18 protein-coding genes are annotated in these 19,473 nt (G+C 73.9%); 12 read left to right on the forward strand and 6 right to left on the reverse strand.

Annotated features, from left to right (window positions below; translation table 11 throughout):
- Positions 1-108: 108 nt before the first annotated feature.
- The 4 genes from DER29_RS22295 to DER29_RS22310 form a co-directional block, all read right to left on the reverse strand.
- Complete coding sequence (locus DER29_RS22295; RefSeq protein ID WP_121400114.1) at positions 109-1,512, reverse strand: chitinase; 1,404 nt, start codon at positions 1,510-1,512, stop codon at positions 109-111.
- A gap of 151 nt (positions 1,513-1,663) precedes the next feature.
- A complete protein-coding gene (locus DER29_RS22300; protein WP_121399638.1) occupies positions 1,664-3,088 on the reverse strand; it encodes a carbohydrate-binding protein in 1,425 nt (474 codons plus the stop codon).
- 71 nt (positions 3,089-3,159) lie between these two features.
- Positions 3,160-3,909: a membrane protein insertase YidC gene (locus tag DER29_RS22305; protein ID WP_121399639.1), complete on the reverse strand. Its 750-nt coding sequence runs from the start codon at positions 3,907-3,909 to the stop codon at positions 3,160-3,162.
- 92 nt (positions 3,910-4,001) lie between these two features.
- Positions 4,002-4,295: a DUF6412 domain-containing protein gene (locus tag DER29_RS22310; RefSeq protein ID WP_121399640.1), complete on the reverse strand. Its 294-nt coding sequence runs from the start codon at positions 4,293-4,295 to the stop codon at positions 4,002-4,004.
- A 315-nt stretch (positions 4,296-4,610) separates the two neighbouring features.
- On the opposite strand from DER29_RS22310, the gene DER29_RS22315 reads away from it, so the two are divergent.
- The 6 genes from DER29_RS22315 (at position 4,611) to DER29_RS22340 (ending at position 10,767) form a co-directional block, all read left to right on the forward strand.
- Entirely contained in the window at positions 4,611-5,081 is a 471-nt protein-coding gene (locus DER29_RS22315; RefSeq protein WP_233600102.1) for a hypothetical protein, read from the forward strand.
- Between the two features lie 38 nt (positions 5,082-5,119).
- A complete protein-coding gene (locus DER29_RS22320; RefSeq protein WP_199729534.1) occupies positions 5,120-5,467 on the forward strand; it encodes a hypothetical protein in 348 nt (115 codons plus the stop codon).
- A 149-nt stretch (positions 5,468-5,616) separates the two neighbouring features.
- Positions 5,617-6,765 (forward strand): glutamate--cysteine ligase, encoded by a 1,149-nt coding sequence (locus DER29_RS22325; protein WP_199729502.1) that lies wholly within the window; start codon positions 5,617-5,619, stop codon positions 6,763-6,765.
- Positions 6,766-6,778: 13 nt separating this feature from the next.
- Positions 6,779-8,158, forward strand: coding sequence for an FAD-dependent oxidoreductase (locus DER29_RS22330; protein WP_121400115.1), 1,380 nt, complete (start codon positions 6,779-6,781; stop codon positions 8,156-8,158).
- Positions 8,159-8,296: 138 nt separating this feature from the next.
- Positions 8,297-9,715 (forward strand): WGR domain-containing protein, encoded by a 1,419-nt coding sequence (locus DER29_RS22335; RefSeq protein ID WP_121399643.1) that lies wholly within the window; start codon positions 8,297-8,299, stop codon positions 9,713-9,715.
- A gap of 173 nt (positions 9,716-9,888) precedes the next feature.
- Positions 9,889-10,767 carry an aminoglycoside phosphotransferase family protein gene (locus tag DER29_RS22340; RefSeq protein ID WP_121399644.1) on the forward strand — a complete coding sequence of 293 codons (879 nt, stop codon included), beginning with the start codon at positions 9,889-9,891 and terminating at the stop codon, positions 10,765-10,767.
- A 130-nt stretch (positions 10,768-10,897) separates the two neighbouring features.
- On the opposite strand, the gene DER29_RS22345 is transcribed toward DER29_RS22340, so the two are convergent.
- Complete coding sequence (locus tag DER29_RS22345; RefSeq protein ID WP_121399645.1) at positions 10,898-11,707, reverse strand: Fpg/Nei family DNA glycosylase; 810 nt, start codon at positions 11,705-11,707, stop codon at positions 10,898-10,900.
- Positions 11,708-11,960: 253 nt separating this feature from the next.
- Between DER29_RS22345 and DER29_RS22350 the strand changes: the two genes are divergently transcribed.
- The 3 genes from DER29_RS22350 (at position 11,961) to DER29_RS22360 (ending at position 15,845) form a co-directional block, all read left to right on the forward strand.
- Positions 11,961-13,880 (forward strand): ricin-type beta-trefoil lectin domain protein, encoded by a 1,920-nt coding sequence (locus tag DER29_RS22350; protein ID WP_121399646.1) that lies wholly within the window; start codon positions 11,961-11,963, stop codon positions 13,878-13,880.
- A gap of 319 nt (positions 13,881-14,199) precedes the next feature.
- Positions 14,200-14,763 carry a hypothetical protein gene (locus tag DER29_RS22355; protein ID WP_121399647.1) on the forward strand — a complete coding sequence of 188 codons (564 nt, stop codon included), beginning with the start codon at positions 14,200-14,202 and terminating at the stop codon, positions 14,761-14,763.
- A gap of 224 nt (positions 14,764-14,987) precedes the next feature.
- Positions 14,988-15,845, forward strand: a complete 858-nt coding sequence (locus tag DER29_RS22360; RefSeq protein ID WP_233600103.1) for a UbiA family prenyltransferase — start codon at positions 14,988-14,990, stop codon at positions 15,843-15,845.
- Positions 15,846-16,092: 247 nt separating this feature from the next.
- Here DER29_RS22360 and DER29_RS22365 read toward each other — a convergent pair whose 3' ends face one another.
- Positions 16,093-16,470 (reverse strand): helix-turn-helix domain-containing protein, encoded by a 378-nt coding sequence (locus DER29_RS22365; RefSeq protein WP_121399648.1) that lies wholly within the window; start codon positions 16,468-16,470, stop codon positions 16,093-16,095.
- A gap of 102 nt (positions 16,471-16,572) precedes the next feature.
- On the opposite strand from DER29_RS22365, the gene DER29_RS22370 reads away from it, so the two are divergent.
- From DER29_RS22370 to rocD, 3 genes are all read left to right on the forward strand, one after another.
- Complete coding sequence (locus tag DER29_RS22370) at positions 16,573-17,211, forward strand: NAD(P)-dependent oxidoreductase (protein ID WP_121399649.1); 639 nt, start codon at positions 16,573-16,575, stop codon at positions 17,209-17,211.
- Between the two features lie 199 nt (positions 17,212-17,410).
- Entirely contained in the window at positions 17,411-18,226 is an 816-nt protein-coding gene (ddaH, locus tag DER29_RS22375; protein ID WP_199729536.1) for a dimethylargininase, read from the forward strand.
- Positions 18,223-19,437 carry an ornithine--oxo-acid transaminase gene (gene rocD, locus DER29_RS22380; protein WP_199729503.1) on the forward strand — a complete coding sequence of 405 codons (1,215 nt, stop codon included), beginning with the start codon at positions 18,223-18,225 and terminating at the stop codon, positions 19,435-19,437. The genes ddaH and rocD overlap by 4 nt, the downstream gene beginning before the upstream one ends.
- Positions 19,438-19,473: the final 36 nt, after the last annotated feature.

Below are 19,473 nucleotides of genomic sequence, written 5' to 3' on the forward strand. Positions count from 1 at the left end.
CCTCCCCACCACCCATCCCGTCGATCATGCAGTTGTGGTGCCGGTTTCGACCGCGTACGCGGCTTCTGCGGACCACCACAACTGCATGATCGACCCTGGTCTCGTGGGTCAGGGGAGGGTGTCGAGGTGGGGGGCAACCGTGCGGGCGAAGGTGTTGCCGTTGCTCACGTCCCAGTTGACCGACCAGGTCATCGCGCCGCGGATGCCCGGGTAGGTGCGCGGCGGGCGGAAGCTGCCGCAGTTGGTGCCGCGGGCCAGGCAGTCCAGCGCCGCGTTCACCACGCTGGGCGCGACGATGCCGCCGCCGGCCGCGCCGGGACCGGCCGGCAGGCCGAGACCGACCTGGTCCGGGCGGAGCCCGGCCTCCAGTTGGATGCAGGCCAGCGCGACGATGAAGTTCACCGTCCCCTGGGCGTACGCGGCGTTGCGGTCGCAGCCGAGCATCGCCCCGGAGTTGTAGAACTGGGTGTTCACGACGGTGAGGATGTCCTTGATGTCGAGCGCCAGCTTGAAGTAGCTGCTCTGCGGGGACTGCATGTCGATCGTCTGCGGGGCCATCGCGATGATCAGCCCGGAGCCCACCTTGGCCCGCAGCGAGCGCAGCGCCTGGGCCATGTAGGTCGGGTTGAGTCCGTTCTCCAGGTCGATGTCGACGCCGTCGAAGCCGTACCGCTGGATCAGCGCGTGGACGCTGTCGCTGAACGCGGCGGCGGAGGCGGCGTCGTTGACCGCGACCCGGCCCGTCTCGCCGCCGACCGAGATGATCACCTTCTTGCCCCGGGACTGGAGGGTGCGCACGTCGGCGGAGAAGTCCGCGTCGGTGTAGCCGCCGAGCGCGGTCGACAGGCCGGGGTCGATGGCGAAGGTGACCTGGCCGGGGGTGGCGGTGGCCTCGGCGAAGGCGACCGCGACGACGTCGTACTCGGCCGGGACGTCGCGCAGCCGCAGCTCGACCGCCGGGTTGTCGAAGTTGTGCCAGTACCCGGTGAGGATGTGCTTCGGCAGGCCGGTGTTCGGCGGCGGGCTCGTCGGCGGCGGCGTGGTCGGGGGCGGCGTGGTGGGGGGTGCGGTCGTCGGGGGTGCGGTGGTGGGCGGCGCGGTGGTGGGGTTGGCGCCGCCGCCGCACGCCGTGCCGTTGAGCTGGCAGTTGGTGGGCGCGCCCGGCCCGGAGCCGAGGAAGCCGAACGAGACCGAGGCGCCCGGGGCGAGGCGGCCGTTCCAGGACCGGTTGGTGAAGGTGTGCCGCTGGCCCGACGAGGTCAGCAGCGCGTCCCAGTAGCTGCCGAGGGTGGTGCCGGCCGGCAGGTCGAAGGCGACGGTCCAGCCGTCGACGGTGGATCCGCCACCGTTCGTGATCGTGTACTTCCCCTCCCAGCCCGAGCCCCAGTCGGACGTCTTGACGAAGCTGGCGGTCACCCCGGCGGCGAACGCGGGCATCGCCACCCACACCGCGCCGAGTGCCGCCACGACAGCTGTGACCAGCGAGAACACCAGAGATCTGGATCGTTTCACGACACCCTCCACACCCGGACGCCATCCATCGGCATCGACATTGACGCCCATTATTAGGAGTGTTAACTGTTTCTGTCCAGGGCGGGCCGGCGGGAGCCCCCGGCGAGGCCGGGGGCTCCACGGGACCCGGAGCCCGAAGAGGGCTCAGGGCTCAGCGGCGGAAGGTGAACCAGTTGACGTTGACGAAGTCCGCGGGCTGCCCGCTGCTGAAGGTCAGGTAGACCGTCCGGCGGCCGGTCGGGCCGGCGACGTTGCCGGGAACCGAGCGCCAGCTCTGCCAGCCGCCGGTGTTCCCGATCGCGAAGCTGCCGATCGGCGGGCCGGTCGGGCTGTCCAGCCGCACCTCCACCAGCCCGCTGGCCCCGCCCGCCGCGCCGGAGGCGACGCGGGCGACGAAGTCGCGTGGCGGGGTGGCCCCGAACTCGACGTTGTCGAACCGCACCCAGTCGCCGTCGCGCAGCGCGCCGATGTTCTGCCCGCCCTCGGCGCACGCCTCGACGAGCACCCCGTTCTGCGCGTTGAACGACTCCGCCTGGATCGTCGCGTACGCGTCCCGCACCCCGCCGGGCGGCGGGGTCGTCGGCGGCGGGGTCGTGGGCGGAGGCGTGCTGCCGCCGCCCCGGCTGTAGACCGCCACGTAGTCGACCAGCATCGGCCGGCCGGGGACGGTGGCGGCGGTCGGCGTGGCGCCACCGGCCACCCCGTTCGGGAAGGCCCCGCCCATCGCCACGTTGAGCAGCAGGAAGTAGCCGGCGTGGCTGGTCATCTGGGACCAGTACGGCTCGCCGACCCGGGACTGGCTGACGGAGTGGTAGAGCTGGCCGTCGACGTACCAGCGCAGCTGCTGCGGGCTGGCCGAGGCGTCCCACTCGAACCGGTAGGTGTGGAAGGCCGACTGGCAGGTGCTGCCGGGGCAGGCCCGGGACGCGCCGATGCCGTTGAACTCGTCGCACGGCCCGCCCGGGGCCACGCCGCAGTGCAGCACGCCCCAGACCGAGTTGAGGCCGTTGACGTTCTCCATCACGTCGAACTCGCCGATGCCCGGCCAGTTCTGGTAGTTGCCCCGGTACGGCGAGCCGAGCGCCCAGAACGCCGGCCAGTAGCCGGACGCCTGGGCCCCGGTGACGTTGGGCATCTGGATGCGACCCTCGATGGCCAGCACGCCGCCGGACGGGGGCTTGAAGTTGCTGCGTACGGTCTCGATCCGGGCCGAGGTCCAGCGGCCCGAGGCGTCGCGCAGCGGGGTGATCCGCAGGTTGCCGCCTCCGTCGTGACTGACGTTGGCGGTGCTGTTGGTGTACGTCTGGATCTCCCCGGTGCCCCAGTTCGGCGGGCCGCCGGGATAGCTGGTGCCGGTGTCGATGATCCAGTTGCCGGCGGACGGCAGCGTGCCGGCCGCGCCGGTGAAGTCGTCGCTCCACACCAGGCTCCAGCCGGGCGCGGGCGCCGGGACGGCGGCGTTCGCGGTCACGGTCGTGCCGACCAGTGCGGTCGCGGCGGCGGTGAGGAGGGTCAACGCCAGGGTCAGCCGGCGTCGCGGGGGCGGGGCGGCGGGCGCCGCCGGGGCAGGTGTCATTGACGTGCCTCTCTACGGGGACGGTCGAGAGAGCGCTCTCTCACGAGTTGTACGTGCCGCTTCCGCAGATGTCAACGCCCATCGATGCGAGCCGGTTCGGGCCGCGGGCGGCGCAGCACCGCCTGCTCCCCCGCCGACCAGGCGGTGGTGGTGACCAGGTAGATCACCGCGGCCAGCGGCAGCACCAGCGCCACCAGCACCGTCGTGTACGGCAGCAGCGGCAGCAGCCGGCCGAGCACCGCCGCGCCGGGCCCCTCGGTCGGCGTACCGGCCACCGTTCCGCTCGCCGCCGCCGCGCGACGCATCCGCCGCGACGTCCACCAGGCGAGCGCGAGCAGGGCCGCCAGCAGGGCGCCGAACAGCGGCAACGCGCCGCCGACCGCCCCGTCGCCGAGATGGTGCCCCAGCGGCACACCGGCCAGGCGCTCGGTCAACAGCCCCGTGCCGCCCTCGGCGGTGGTGAAGAGCCGGTACATCACCAGCAGGAACGGGGCCTGGAGCAGCAGCGGCAGGCAGCCGGACACCGGGCTGGCGCCGTTGGCCCGGTAGAGCGCGAACAGTTCGCCCTGCAACCGGCCGGGATCGTCCGCGTACCGCCGCTGGAGCTCGCGGACCTCGGGGGCGAGCGCCACGCGGCGCCGCTCGCCACGGACCTGCGCGAGGGTCAGCGGCGAGATCAGCAACCGGACGACGACGGTGAGGACGACGATGGCGGCGGCCGTGGCCGCGTCGCCGGCCAGCGGTTCGAGCAGGGTGGTGAACCAGGCGAGCGCGCGGCCGGCGACGCCGACGGCGTCGTGCAGAGGTGCGAAGGCGAGCATGGGTGACCCCTCGGTCCGATTCCGGGTGCCGGTCCGGCGGGAAGGCGGTCGCCGGACGGGCGGATGGCGGCGGAATCGGCCGCGCGGCGGTGCTACGCGGCCGAGGGTCGCGGCCCGGGCGCACGGGGACGGGGACGCCCGGCGGCGTCCGGGTCGACCTGCCGGGGCACCCGGCGGCGGCGGGCCCGCGCGCGCAGGGCGGCGGCGCGGCCGGCCCGGGGCGCGTCGACGACGCCGGCCGCGTGCGCCGCGACCGCGACGGCGAGCAGCGCCACCGCGGCGAGCGCGGCCCCGGCGAGCAGCCCGGCCGGGCGGTCGGCGAGCAGGATCAGGTGTACGAGGGCGTACGCCCACGTCCCCAGCACGATCCCCAGCGGCCCCGGCACGCCGACCAGCCTAGGACCCGTTGTCACGCCATCCGGCCCATTCGCGCGACAAGCCCGCCGCACCCGCCCTGACCTGCGCTTATACGACAGGTCCGGGGTGGACGGAGGCGCGGCGGAGGTGGTACGACTTGGTGCGTCGACAGCCAACGTCGGTGTGTCGTCCTCTTCGGTCGCCGGTGTGCCTCCGCGTCGTCGGGCATGCCGCGCCGACCCGGGCGATGGGAGCGGGCCCCTCCCGGTACACCGTCGGCACCGGGCGCCCGCCCCGGCCGACGGGCCGCCTCGACGAGTGGCGGGCCATCGTAAGGAGCCGCCGTGCCCCACAACCGAATCCGCTCCAGGCACCAGCCCTTCGAGATCGCCATCATGGCGACCGCCCCGGTGTGCGGGGTCCTCCTGATCGTCCTCGACGTCCGGCCGCAGTCGGTGGAGGTGGCGATGCCGGGGCCCATCCAGGCGGGGTGGGAGTCGGGCCTCATCGTGGCCGGCGTCGCCGGGCTGCTGGGCGTGCTCTGGCCGGGCCGGCTCTCCACCGGCCTCGGGATCGAACTCGCGTCGGTGCTCATGCTGGGCACGATCACCGGCATGTACGCCGTCGCCCTGGCGGTGGTCACCGGCCCGCAGGGGGTCGCGGCGACGTCGTTCGTCGTCGCGGTGGCCGCCGGCTCCGGGTGGCGTGCCGTCCAGATCGCGCTCGACCTGCGCCGGCTCACCCGGGCCGGCCAGGCCGCCCAGCTCGCCGGGGTGGCCGTCGGTGGCACCTTCTCCGCCAGGGGTGGGACGTGAACACCTCGGCACCGTCCGCCCCGCATTGGGTGCAGGTCCTGCTCTCCGTCCTCGGCGTGCTCGGGGGCACCGGCGGTCTCGCCGTCATCGCCACCGTCATCGTGCAGCGGGGCAAGTTCAAGGCGGACGCCGCCGACACCCTCACCGACGCCGCCCTCACGCTGGTGCAGCCGCTGCGCACCCGGGTCGCCGAGCTGGAGGAGGCCGCGCTGCTCGCCCGGGCGCAGCTCGACTCGGCCCGCGAGCAGGAACGGCAGCTGCGGGCCACGGTCTGGGACCTGCGCCGGACGCTGGAGCGGTGGCGGGAGGCCATCCTCGCCCCGGACGCCACGCTGCGCCGCATCCGCGCCCTGGTGCGGGACGGCGAGAACCGCGGGCCGCGGTGACCTGCGGGTCCCGCGCGGCGTGATCCCCCCTGCCGGTGCGCGACGGGCGACACGCCGGGGCCGCGTTTCTCCCCCTCCGCACGGTGGGTAACCACTGACCGACCCGGCGCGGACGGACCGCTACCGGGCGTGAACGGACGGTGGTGGCGATGACCGGCCAGGTGGCGGAGGCTCCGAGCGGGTCGGCCGAGGGGACCGACCTGCTCACGGTGGGTGTCGAGGAGGAGTTCCTGCTCGTCGACCCGCACACGGGGGCCGCGGTGCCCGCTGTCGACCTCGTCATGGAGCAGGTGCCGCCCGAGCTGCGCGGTCAGGTGGAGCGGGAGTTCCAGACCAGCCAGATCGAGATCGGCAGCCCGCCCGGCCTGGAACTCTCCTCGATCCGGCACTCCCTCGGCGTGCTGCGGGCCGCGCTCGCCGACGCGGCCGAGCGGGCCGGCGTACGGCTGCTCGCCATCGGCACCGGGCCGGTCGACGGTCCGGTGCCCCCGGTGGTCGACAAGCCCCGCTTCGACCGGATGATCGAACGGTTCCGCCTGCTGGTCCCCGGCCCCGGCAACAACGGCATGCACGTGCACGTCGGGGTGCCCGACCCGGAGACCGGCGTGCAGGTGCTCAACCACGTCCGGCCCTGGCTGCCGGTGCTGCAAGCGGTCACCACCAACTCCCCCTTCGCCAGGGGCGAGGACACCGGGTACGCGAGCTGGCGGTCGGTGGAGTGGGAGCGCTGGCCGTCGGTGGCGCCCACCCCGTACCTGGAGTCGCACGAGCACTACGAGCGGCTGATCCGGCAGCTGATCGCCAGCGGCGTGATGCTCGACGAGGGGATGCTCTACTGGTACGCCCGCCTGTCGGCCAAGTACCCGACGGTGGAGATCCGCATCGGCGACGTCTGCCCGTCGGTGGACGACGCGGTGCTCGTCGCCGCGCTGGTCCGGGCCATGGTGGCGACCGCGATGGACGACATGGCGGCCGGTCGGCCCGCCCTGCGCACCGATCACCACCTGCTGGTCGCCGCGCACTGGCGGGCGGCCCACGACGGGTTGGAGGGCGACGGCGTCGACCTGACCGACGGCGAACTGCGGCCGGTTTGGGAGCTGTTCGACCAGCTGATCGAGCGGCTGCGCCCGGCGCTGGAACGGCACGGCGACCTCGACGAGGTGACCGACCTCGTCGCCGGGCTGCGCCGGCACGGCAGCGGGGCGGCCCGGCAGCGCGCCGTCTTCGCGCGTACCGGCAAGCTCGTGGACGTGGTGGAGGACGTCGCGCGGCAGACCCGTGGCGCGAGCCGGTCGTGACAGGATGGTGACCGTGGCGCAACGGCTGATCGTCATCGGTGGGGACGCCGCGGGGATGGCGGCGGCGTCCCAGGCTCGACGCCGGCGGGACCGCGGCGACCTGGAGATCGTCGCCTTCGAGCGGGGGCACTTCACGTCGTACTCGGCGTGCGGCATCCCGTACTGGATCAGCGGGCTGGTGCCCGAGCGGGACCAGTTGATCGCCCGCGACCCGGAGACGTTCCGGGAGAAGTTCGACATCGACGTCCGGCTCCGGCACGAGGTGACCGCCATCGACCTCGACCGGCGCGAGGTCACCGCGCGGGACCTCGACGGCGGCGGCGAGGTCCGGGAGCGCTTCGACACCCTGATGTACGCCACCGGGGCGGTGCCCAAGAAGCCCGGCTGGGCGGACACCGCCGCCGGCGGGGTCTTCGGGATGCAGACCCTCGACGACGGCGCCGCGCTGCGCGACTGGCTGGACGCCGAGCCCCGGCCGCGCCGGGCGGTGGTGATCGGCGGCGGTTACATCGGCGTGGAGATGGCCGAGGCGCTGATCCAGCGCGGGCTCGCCGTCACCCTGGTCGAGCAGGCCGAGCAGCCGATGGCCACCGTGGACCCGGACATGGCCGAGCTGGTCACGGACGCGATGCGGGGCATCGGCGTCACCATCCGCACCGGCCTCGGGGTGACCGGGCTGGAGGAGACCGATGGCCGGGTGTCCGCGGTGGTCACCGCCGAGGGGCCCATCCCCGCCGACGTGGTCGTCCTCGGCCTTGGCGTACGCCCCAACACCGCGCTCGCGGAGGCCGCCGGCCTGCCGCTGGGCACCACCGGCGGGATCCGGGTGGACCGCCGGATGCGGGTGCAGGGGGTGCCGGACGTCTGGGCCGCCGGCGACTGCGTGGAGACGGTGCACCGGGTCACCGGGCTGCCGGTGCACGTGCCGCTGGGCACCCACGCCAACAAGCAGGGCCGGGTCGCCGGCATCAACATCGGCGGCGGGTACGCGACATTCGCCGGGGTGATCGGCACGGCCGTCACCAAGGTCTGCGAGCTGGAGGTCGGGCGCACCGGGCTGCGCGAGAAGGACGCCGCGGCGGCGGGGTTCGAGTTCGTCTCGGTGATCGCCGAGTCGACCAACCGCGCCGGCTACTACCCGGGCGCCCGGCAGATGACGGTGAAGCTGATCGCGGAGAAGCCCAGCGGGCGGCTGCTCGGTGCGCAGATCGTGGGCTGGTCCGAGGCGGCCAAGCGGATCGACACCCTCGCGGTGGCCCTGTGGAACGGCATGACGGTGGACGACATGACCGCGCTCGACCTGGGCTACGCCCCGCCGTACGCCCCGGTCTGGGACCCGGTGCTGATCGCCGCCCGCAAGGCCGTCGACGCCCTGGCCGCCGTCGGCCGGTAGCCCTTACCGCGGCGCCGACCTGGTCGGGTGACGGCCGCACACCTCCGGTGGGCTTTGTCGGGGGCGGGGGTTAGCGTGTGCCCGCTGCCGCCGCGCCGGCCACGTCAGGCCGGTCGCTGACCCCCTCGGAGGGCCCCCATGTCGCAGGAGACGACCTACCTCGAACTGTCCGAAGCGGACGGTGCGCACAAGTTCTACGAGGTCGTCGTCGACGACTCCGCGCTGACCGTCCGCTACGGCCGGATCGGCGACCAGGGCCAGGTCAAGACCACGGCCTTCGCCGACAACGCCAAGGCCCGCGCGGCGGCGGCGAAGAAGATCGGCGAGAAGGTCCGCAAGGGGTACGCCCCGGCGGTGCGCGGCGTGCGGCAGAAGCGCGCCGTCTCCCGGCGGCAGATCGTCAGCACCCGCTCCACCGCCCGCACCGCCCCGGTGCTCTGGCGCTACGACTCGGGCGCCCCGGCCTTCGGCATCTTCGTCGACGGGCAGAGCTGCATGGTCGGCAACGAGCACGGGGTCATCACCACGCTCGGCCACGACGCCCGGGTGCTCAACCAGGTCCGCCTCCCCGAGGGGGTGAAGTGCATCGTCGCCGACGACGCCTGGATCTACGCGGGCTGCGACGACGGCAACGTCTACGACCTGTCCGGCAAGGTGCCCCGGGTGGCCTACGAGATCGCGCCGGAGATCGACATCTACTGGCTGGACATCCACGACGGGGTGCTGGGCGTCTCCGACGCCGGTGGCGGCATCGTCGCCGTCGACCACGAGGACGAGTTCCTCTGGCGCCGGCAGGGCCGCGGCCGGTCGGCGTGGATGGTGCGCTGCGACGCCGACGCGCTCTACCACGGCCACTCGCAGGGCGTGACCGGCTACGACTGGCGGACCGGCCAGGAGCTGTGGCACACCCGTACCGGCTCGGTGCTCTTCGGCTGGCAGGAGCCCGGCGCGGTGTTCGCGGGCACCGCCACCCGGGAGGTGGTGCGCCTGGCGAAGGACGGCCGCGCCGAGCGCACCTACCGCTGCGACGCCCCGGTCTTCTCCTGCGCCACGGCCGAGGGCGGCCGGTACGTCTTCGCCGGGGACAGCCAGTCCTCGATCTACTGCTTCGACGCGGCCGGCAACCGGCTGTGGAAGCTCGGCACCGGCTGCGGCTCGGCCTACTCGATGCAGTACCACGAGGATCGGCTCTACGTGGTCACCACCGGTGGCCACCTGGCCTGCATCGACGCCAGCGAGCCGGCGATCCGGGCGGCGGAGGCCGGCGACGTGCCGGAGGTGGTCGACGTCAAGGCTCCGCCCCGGATGCCGGAGCCGGCGGCCTGGACGACGGTCGAGGTGACCAGCGACGTCGACGGCGGCGTGGTCGTGCAGTGCGTCGAGGACCGGGGCCGGCTGCGGGTGCACGTGGTCTCCCCCGGCTACCACCGGGACTGGTCCGTGCAGTTCCCCAAGGGCATCCGCGAGCCGGGCGCGCGCTACCTGGTCACCCAGGTCCGCGAGTCCGGCCGGGGCGGCTTCTACCGCGCCCACGGCGACATCCGCCGCCTTCGCTGACCGCGCTCCCCACCCCCACCCCCACCTCCCTCCCCCGTCCCCGGGCGCGGTGATCAAGAGGTTTGCGTCCGGTTCGATCTCCGTGGTGGACTCGAACCTCTTGATCACCGCCACCGGCGGGGGCGGGGGAATCGATGGTGCGGGGTGGGCGGGCGCTGGTCCAGGATGGCCGGATGGATTCCGGACTGCTGATCCCCGAAGGGCTGGGCTGGGTGCGGGACGTGCCGGCCGGGCGGGAGTGGCTGGCCGCCCTGCCGGAGCGCCTGGCCGCCTGCACCGCGCGCTGGTCGCTGCGGCTCGGGCCGCCCTTCCCGTACGCCTTCGCGTCGCTGGCCCTGCCGGCGGAACTGCCCGACGGCACCCCGGCGGTGCTCAAGCTCCAGTACCCGGACCCCGACAGCGTGCACGAGGCGACGGCACTGGAGCACTGGGCCGGGGCGGGGGCGGCCCGGCTGCTCGGGCACGATCCGCAGCGGCGGGCGCTGCTGGTCGAGCGGTGCGCGCCCGGCACGCCGCTGCACGCCCTGCCCGCCGACGCGGCGCTGGACGTGGCGGTCGGACTGCTGCCCCGGCTGTGGCGCCCGGCCGGCCCGCCGTTCACCCCGCTCGCCGACGAGGCTGCCGGCTGGCTGGAGCGGCTGCCGGTGAACTGGGAGCGGGCCGGCCGGCCGTACGAGCGGCGGCTGCTCGACGCCGCGCTGGGGCTGCTGACGGACCTGGCCGGCAGCCAGGGCGAGCAGGTGCTGGTCAACCAGGACCTGCACGCCGGCAACGTGCTGCGGGCGACCCGGGAGCCGTGGCTGCTCATCGACCCGAAGCCGCTGACCGGCGAGCGCGAGTTCGGCGTGGTGCCGCTGGTGCGCGGCCCGGAGCTGGGGCACTCGCCGGAGGCCGTCCGGCACCGGCTGGACCGGCTCAGCGCGGAGCTGGGGCTCGACCGGGAGCGGGTACGCGGCTGGACGATCGGGCAGACGCTGGCCTGGAGCATCGGCGAGGGGAAGGTCTTCCCCCACCAGGTGGAGGTGGTCCGCTGGTTGCTCGCGGCCGGTTGACCCCTGCGGCGGCGGAGCCTGCTCCGCGCGGCGGGCTGAGAACGGCGCGGGATCCGCGCGGCGGCGGGGACGCGCTCAGCGCGGCGGGCGCAGGCCGGCGCGGAATCGGTGCGGCGCGGCCGGGGAGGGGTCAGCTCCGCTGGCAGGTGGGGCACCAGTAGAGGTTGCGGCCGGCCAGCCCGCCCCGGCTCACCGGCGTGGCGCAGACGTGGCAGGGCTCGCCGGGGCGGCGGTAGACGTACACCTCGCCGCCGTGCCGGTCGACGCGGGCGGGGCGGCCCATCGCCCCGGGCAGGTGCGCGTCGCGGACGGTGTCGATGCGGCCGCGTACGACGGCGAGCCGCATCAGCGCCACCAGGTCGGCCCAGAGCGCGTCCCAGCCGGCGCGGGTCAGCCGCCGGCCGGGGAGCGTGGGCGGCAGCCCGGCCCGGAACAGCGCCTCGGTGACGAAGATCAGCCCGGTGCCGGCCACCACCGACTGGTCCAGCAGCAGCGCGGCCAGCGGCGTCGGGCTGCGGGAGATCCGGGCGTACGCCCGGTCGGGGTCGGCGTCGGCGCGCAGCGGATCGGGGCCGAGCCGGGCGCGCAGCGCCGCCACCTCGGGCGGGGTGAGCAGCTCGCAGGCGGTGGGGCCGCGCAGGTCGAGCCAGTGCCGGTCGCTGGTCAGCCGCAGTCGCACCTGGCCGACCGGTTCCGGCGGCTCCCCGGCGCCGTCGGCGAATTTGCCGTAGAGCCCGAGGTGCACGTGCAGGGTCAGCTCGTCGGCGTGGTGGTGCAGCAGGTGCTTGCCGTACGCCTCGGTGGCCTCCAGGACGGTGCCGGAGAGGCGGGCCGCGCCCTCGGCGAAGCGGCCCTGCGGGCTGGCGGCGTGCAGCTTGTCCCCGCCGAACAGCTCGGCGTGCCGCGCCGCCAGGCGGTGGATGGTGTGTCCCTCTGGCACGGGTGCCAAGGATAACCAGCGCGCCGGGGGCGGAGGTCGGCGCGGGACGGGGCGGGTCCCTGCTGCCGCGCACACCCGCCACGCCGGCAGACAGTCGGACGGATTCATTGACTTCTATTACGAAGGAATATTGACTGGGTCTCGCGGAGGTTCGGACAGGTCCGGGCAATCCGTGACATCAACGCGCCCGCTACCGGCCGGTTCGTGCACGTTCGCACATCGCCACCACCGCCGCGCGAGAGGAAAACACCCGATGTCCACCACCCCCGTACCCGCCACGGCCGGTCACCGCCGGCGAGCCCGGCGCCGAGTCGCGTCCGCAGGTCTGCTCGCGCTCTGCACCGCCGTGGCCGCCGCCACGGTCACGCTCCCGGCGCCGGCGTCCGCCGCCAACGAGCCGGTGAACGTCTGGCTGACCACCACCACGGACCCCGGTGGCCGCCAGGTCAGCCGGGGCCTCCAGCAGCAGGCCCCGCTCGCCTTCGCCCCCTCCAGCGGCGGCGCGACGCACACCATCACCGTCAACGAGAACACCCGCTACCAGCAGTTCGAGGGCGGCGGCGCGTCGATCACGGACACCACCGCGTACCTGTTCCGGGGCGGGCCGATCAGCGCGGCCACCCGCGACGCCGTGATGCGCAGGCTCTTCTCCCCGACCGACGGCATCGGGCTCTCCTTCGTCCGCAACCCCATCGGCGCCTCGGATCTCTCCCGCCCGGGCAACGTCTCCCTCGACGACACCTGCTGCGACCTCGACGACTTCTACAGCAACGGCTACGACACCAACGTGCGGCTGCTCACCGCCCAGGCCCGGTCGCTCAACCCGGAGCTGCGGGTGAAGGGGGTGCCGTGGAGCGCCCCCGGCTGGATGAAGGACAACGGCCGGATGGACCAGATGGGCTGGCTCAAGTGGGAGTACTACCCGATGTACGCCCAGTACCTGGTCAGGTACGTGCAGACCTACCAGGCCGCCGGCATCCCGGTGAACTACCTGTCCGTGCAGAACGAGCCGAACTGCTGCAAGCCCGCCGCGCCGACCGAGATGAACTACCCGGGCATGAGCTGGAACGGGTCGGGGCTTGTCGAGTTCACCAAGAACCACCTCTATCCCGCGCTGCGCGCCGCCGGCCTCAGCACCAAGGTCCTCGTGCACGACTGGAACTACGGCGACTACTCCGGCTTCGGGGCGGTGCTGCTGGCCGACCCGGGCATCCGCAACGACCCGCTCTTCGGCGGCATCGCCTGGCACGGCTACTTCGGTGAGCCGTCCGTGGGCACCCAGGTGCGCAACCAGTACCCGTCGGTGCGCCAGTTCAGCACCGAGCACTCGGGCGGCACCTGGATCGGCAACCAGCACAACGAGGACCTGGCCGACATCGTCAACTACGCCCGCAACTACAGCAGCAGCCTGGTCAAGTGGAGCCTCGCCCTCAACCAGAACATGGGCCCGCACAACGGCGGCTGCGACGTCTGCACCGGCCTGGTCACCGTCCAGGAGGGCGGCCCCCGGGCCGGCCAGGTCGACTACACCGTCGAGTACTACACCACCGGGCACCTGACGAAGTTCGTCCGACCCGGCGCGTACCGGATCGACTCGACCGCCAACGGCACGGTGCAGAACGTGGCGTACGTGAACCCGGACGGGTCCAAGGCGCTCATCGCGCACAACGGCGGCGCCGGCAGCCAGTCGGTCAAGGTGGTGTGGGGCGGGCAGTCCTTCACGTACTCGCTGCCGGCCCGGACCACCGCCACGTTCACCTGGTCGGGCAGCCAGTCCGGCGGCGGCGGGCGGACCGGCCCGATCGTCGGCCTGGCCGGCAAGTGCCTCGACGTCGCCGGGGCCGACAGCGCCGACGGCACCGCCGTCCAGCTGTACGACTGCAACGGCAGCGCCGCGCAGCAGTGGACGCTCGGCGGCGACGGCACCGTACGGGCCCTGGGCAAGTGCCTGGACGTGCGGGACAACGCCACCGCCGACGGCACCCGGACCCAGCTGTGGACCTGCACCGGCGCGGCGAACCAGCGGTGGACCGCGACGGCGGCCCGCGATCTGGTCAGCGCCAGCGCGAACAAGTGCCTGGACGTGCTGGACAACAGCTCGGCCAACGCGACACCGACCCAGATCTGGACGTGCACCGGTGGCGCGAACCAGAAGTGGACGGTGCCCGCCTGACGCGCCTCGACCCAGCGTGGGGTGCTGCCCGGCTGCCGGGCAGCACCCCCTCGTTTCGGTCGACCCGCTGCCGGGAAGAGGTCGGGGCAGGCCGACACAGGGAGGCACCACGATGGATCACCGCACCCCCCGGCGCCCCGCCACCAGACTGCGGCGATCCACCGCCCTCGGTGTGTCGTTGCTCGGTGCCATCGGCCTCGGTGGTGGCTGCACCGCCCCGGCCGACGATCAGGGTCAGAGCGCGGCACCCACCCCGTCGGCGACCGTGCCGGCGTCCACCGCGACGGCTCCGCCACCCTCGCCCACCGGAAAGGCGCCGGTGACCATTCCCACCTCGGCCTTCCTCGAACTGCCGCCGGAACATCGGAAGTCGCCCCGGACGACGACTCCCGTCGCGAACGCCCTGCCCAAGCTGTGCGGCGAGGAGTTCGGCACCGGCGGTCGGGCGGTGACCGCGAGCGCCTCGATGATGAACGTCTACAAGCAGATCGAGGACCCGCCCGAGAACGTGCCGTACGGCACGGTCACGCAGACCATCTTCATCTTCCAGGGCGAGGGCGCCTCGGACTACCTGCGACGGGTGCGCGCCTCGCTCGACTCGTGCCAGTCCTTCCGCCGGTCGGGGGCCACCGTCGAGGTCCGGACCCGCCCGCTGCCCGGCGTCGGCGACGAGGCCCTGCTCGTGACCCAGACCTGGCCGCAGACGGATTTGCAGGGCAGCCGCACCGGCGGCGACGCGGTCAGCCAGATCGCCGTGATCCGCGCCGACGACGTCACGACGGTGCTCCACGACCAGGGCTGGGAAGGCACCAGCGGCAGCCCGGACCTCATGGACGACTTCGCCCGCGCCGCCGCCCGCGCCCTCGACACGTGGCAGCGGTAGGACGCCGCGCCCGGTCGGCAGCTGCTCGCCGCAGACCCGGCACCGACGCCCACGCGTAGACCGGCACGCCGGCTGCACGCGTGGACCGGAACGTCTTCCGCACCGAACCGGCCCACCGCCGCGCACACCCCGGTGTCGCGGAACGACCGCCTGGGTATTGCAGAGGCGTACCGCGTGGGCGGCGTCGTTGCATCGGCCACCACGCATTCATGAGGAGGTGTGTGGTGGTGAAGATTCCCTCGCTGTCCCGCCGGTCGGAAGAGGCGCCGACACGGGACGAGAACCTCGACGGCCGCGACGCTGCCGCCGGCCGGGACGACGCGACGCGGGCCGACGCCGACGGCGGCAACGGGCCCAGCCGTCCGGTGGTCACCGACCGGGACGGCGAGCAGACGACCTACCGCAGCGGCGCCGCGCCCGACGGCGCCGGGCGGGACGCCGCCGCCGAGCGGCGGGCGGCCGAGCGGGCGGCCGTCGCCCGGGCGGCCACGGCCCGACCCATCGACGACGACCACCGACGCGCCCCCCGGACCACCGAGCCCGACCCAACGCTCGAACGGACCCTCGACGGTCGGACGACCGATCTGGACCGGAACGCGGCGCTGGGCGCCCGGACGGACCGCGCCGGGGAGCGCCCGCTCGACGGGGACACCGTGGAGCGGCCCGTCGACCGGGACCGCACCGTGGAGCGGCCCGTCGACCGCGACGGCGACGGCGTCCCCGACCGCGAGCCGGAGCGGCCGGTGGTCGCCGGCCCGAAGCCCCGGGCCAGCATCCTCGCCACGCTGGGTCTGATCGTCGGCGTCGCCGGGGCGCTCTTCGTGCTCACCGGCACCCTCGCCGGGTACGGCATCGGACTCGGCGCCCTCGGCGCGGTCCTCGCGGTGCTGGGCCTGATGGCCACCCGCCGCCGGCACATCGCCGGCAAGACCGACGCGCTGCTCGGCGTCGCCCTGGGCCTCGGCGCGGTGGTGCTCGGCGTGCTGGCGATGACCGGCCAGTTCGACTGGCCGACCACCGACGGGGACTGGGTGCAGCGGTTCCGCGAGTGGCTTGACTCACAGTTTGTGGACCGCTTCTAGCGGGCACTGTTCGGCTCGCCGGCGGTGCGCCGGCAGCGCCGGTGGTTCACCGGCGACGCCCGACCAGCCTGGTGGTTCACCAGCCGGGCAACCCTTTTTCGGGGGCGGCGGTTCGCCGCCCCCGAAGTGTTTCCCCAGGTGGCCGGCCCTGCTCACGGTGGCGCTGCCGCCGGTCGGCACGACGGCATCCGGCGCTCAACTGACGCTCGCCCGGTCACCGGGCGCGATCCGGCGGGCCGGGGCCGGCTCAGAGTTCCGGGGCGCCGAGGGTCACGCCCTCCCGCGCGTCGAGCAACTCGTCCCAGTGCCGGCGGGTCCACTCGCACGCCACGTCCATCGGTCCGAGCAGACTGCGCCCGAGCGGGGTCAGCGCGTACTCGACCCGCCGGACCGGCCCGGTGTGGACGGTGCGCCCGACCAGACCGTCCTCCTCCAGGGTCCGCAGCGACCGGGTGAGCACCTTCGCGGTGATGCCGCGCAGCGGCACACGCAGCTCCGAGAAGCGCCGGGGACCGGCCTCCAGGCAACGAATGATCATGCCCGCCCACTTGTCGCGGAACCGGATCGGGGACAGGTCCGACGGGCAGACCGGGTCGAACATCTCCGGGTCGAGCGACGTGGCCATGCCCGCCACAGTAGTTGGTATCCCATCGGTAACCACCGTGCCGACTAGCGTCCGTCGCGGTTCCGGCGACCGGCCGGGACGACGGGCGCGAGGGGTACGACGATGGGCAGGATCATTGTCTTCGGAGCCGGTGGGCGGGCCGGCCGGGCAGCGGTGCGGGAGGCGCGGGCCCGGGGGCACCAGGTCACCGCGGTCGTCCGGGACCCGGGCCGGCATCCCGATCTGGCCTCGACCAACGCCGTGCGGGTGGCGGGCGGCGACGTCACCGACGCCGGCCGCGTCGGCGCACTGGCCGTCGGACACGACGCCGCCATCCACGCCGCCGCCGACCTGGCCGCGCCGCCGGACGTCTTCTTCCCCGCCGCCGCCCGGGCGCTGGCCGCCGGGCTGGCGTCGGCCGGGACCCGCCGGCTGCTGGCCGTCGGGCTGGCCTCGGTGCTGCCGACGGCGGGCGGTGACCTGCTCATGGACACGACGGGCTATCCGCAGGAGTACCGGTCCTTCTACCTGGGACACGCGGCCGGGACGGAGACGCTGCGCCACGCCGGGCCGGAACTCGACTGGCTGGTGCTCAGCCCGGCCGGCGACTTCGACCACGACGGCACCGGCGTCGGCCGCTACCGGTGGGCGACGGCCGACGCGGCGAGCCGGATCCCGTACGCCGACTTCGCCGTCGCGCTGCTGGACGAGATCGAGACGCCCCGGCACCGGCAGGCCCACCTCGGGGTGGAGCAGGGCTGAAGCAGCGCATCGCCGCCGTCCGGGCACCGTGCCGCAACATATCGCCCTCCCTGGGTTCGGATACGCAACGATCAGCCGTTCGACGCAAGCATCGCCGGTGGATTGTGTCGCCCCCGGCCGCATAACGTTGAGCAACGGCGCCAGCCCGTGGGCCGAAGGTGGCCGGGCGCGCCCGACCCCTGGGAGCAGGACAATGACGATGGACGCCACCAGCCAGCGCTTCCTGATGTGCCGGCCGACGTACTTCGCCGTCGACTACGCCATCAACCCGTGGATGGACCCGACCGCGCCGGTCGACGTCGACCTCGCCGTCCGGCAGTGGGAGCAGTTGCGCCAGATTTACCGGGACCTGGGCCACACCGTCGAGGAGATCGCTCCGGTGCCCGGCCTGCCCGACATGGTGTTCGCCGCCAACGGCGGCACGGTGATCGACGGCAAGGCGATGGCCGTGCAGTTCCGCGACCCGCAGCGCGCCGACGAGGCCCCCGCCTACCGCGCCTGGTTCGAGGCCGCCGGCTTCGGGATGTACGACCCGAAGCACGTCAACGAGGGCGAGGGCGACATCCTGCTGGCCGGCGACTTCCTGCTGGCCGGCACCGGCTTCCGCACCGCGCACGCCTCGCACGCGCAGCTCCAGGAGGTCTTCGGCTACCCGGTGGTGACCATGCAGCTGGTCGACCCGCGCTTCTACCACCTGGACACCGCGCTCACCGTGCTCGACGAGCGGACGGTGGCGTACCTGCCGGAGGCGTTCTCGCCGGGCAGCCGGGCGGTGCTGCGCCGGCTCTTCCCCGACGCGGTGCACGCCACCCTCGCCGACGCCGAGGTCTTCGGGCTGAACGCGGTCAGCGACGGCCGGCACGTGGTGCTGCCGGCGCAGGCCACCGGCCTGGCCGCGAAGCTGCGCGACCGGGGCTACGAGACGATCGGTGTCGACCTCTCCGAGCTGCGCAAGGCCGGCGGCGGACCGAAGTGCTGCACGTTGCGACTCCGTCAGGGAAAGGCGAGCCAGTGATCGACGACATGCTGCGGACGCCGGAGGCGATCCGCGACGCGGAGCGGTGGACCGCGCACAACTACCACCCGCTGCCGGTGGTCGTCTCCTCCGCCGAGGGCTCCTGGCTGACCGACGTGGACGGCCGCCGCTACCTCGACTGCCTGGCCGGCTACTCGGCGCTGAACTTCGGCCACCGCCACCCGACGCTGATCGCCGCCGCGCACGCGCAGCTCGACCGGCTGACCCTCACCAGCCGGGCGTTCGTCCACGACCAGTTCGCCGACTTCTGCCGCGAGCTGGCCGAGCTGTGCCGCAAGGACCTCGTGCTGCCGATGAACACCGGCGCCGAGGCCGTGGAGACCGGCATCAAGGTCGCCCGCAAGTGGGGCTACCAGGTCAAGGGCGTCGCGCCGGGGCAGGCCAACATCGTGGTGGCCGAGGGGAACTTCCACGGCCGGACGACCACCATCGTCAGCTTCTCCACCGACGAGGACGCGCGGGCCGACTTCGGGCCGTTCACCCCGGGATTCACGGTCGTCCCCTACGGCGACCTGGCGGCGCTGACCGCCGCCGTCGACGAGAACACCGTCGCGGTGCTGCTCGAACCGATCCAGGGCGAGCAGGGCGTCGTCGTGCCGCCGGAGGGCTACCTGCCGGGCGTACGCCGGGTCTGCACCGAGCGGAACGTGCTCTTCATCGCCGACGAGATCCAGTCCGGCCTCGGCCGGACCGGGGACACCTTCGCCTGCGACCACGAAGGCGTCACGCCCGACATGTACCTGCTGGGCAAGGCGCTCGGCGGCGGCATCGTGCCGGTCTCCGCGGTGGCCGCGAACGCCGACGTGCTCGGTGTGCTCAGGCCGGGCCAGCACGGCTCCACGTTCGGCGGCAACCCGCTGGCCTGCGCCGTCGCGACCGAGGTCGTCCGGCTGCTGGCCACCGGCGAGTTCCAGCGCCGCTCGACCGAGCTGGGCGCCCGGCTGCACGCCGGTCTCCGCTCGCTGGTCGGCAGGGGCCTCGTCGCGGTGCGGGGCCGAGGCCTGTGGGCCGGCCTCGACATCGACCCGAGCCTGATGAGCGGCCGGGAGGCGTGCGAGCGGCTCGCCGAGCGCGGGGTGCTCGCCAAGGACACCCACGGCGCCACCATCCGGCTCGCCCCGCCGCTGGTGATCACCGAGGAGGAGATCGACCACGCGGTCGCCCAGCTCGCCGCCGTGCTGGCCGGCTGAGCCCCGTACGACACGGGCGGGCGTCGCGGGACCACG

Origin of the sequence: Micromonospora sp. M71_S20 (genome assembly GCF_003664255.1) — a bacterium.
GTDB lineage: Bacteria > Actinomycetota > Actinomycetes > Mycobacteriales > Micromonosporaceae > Micromonospora.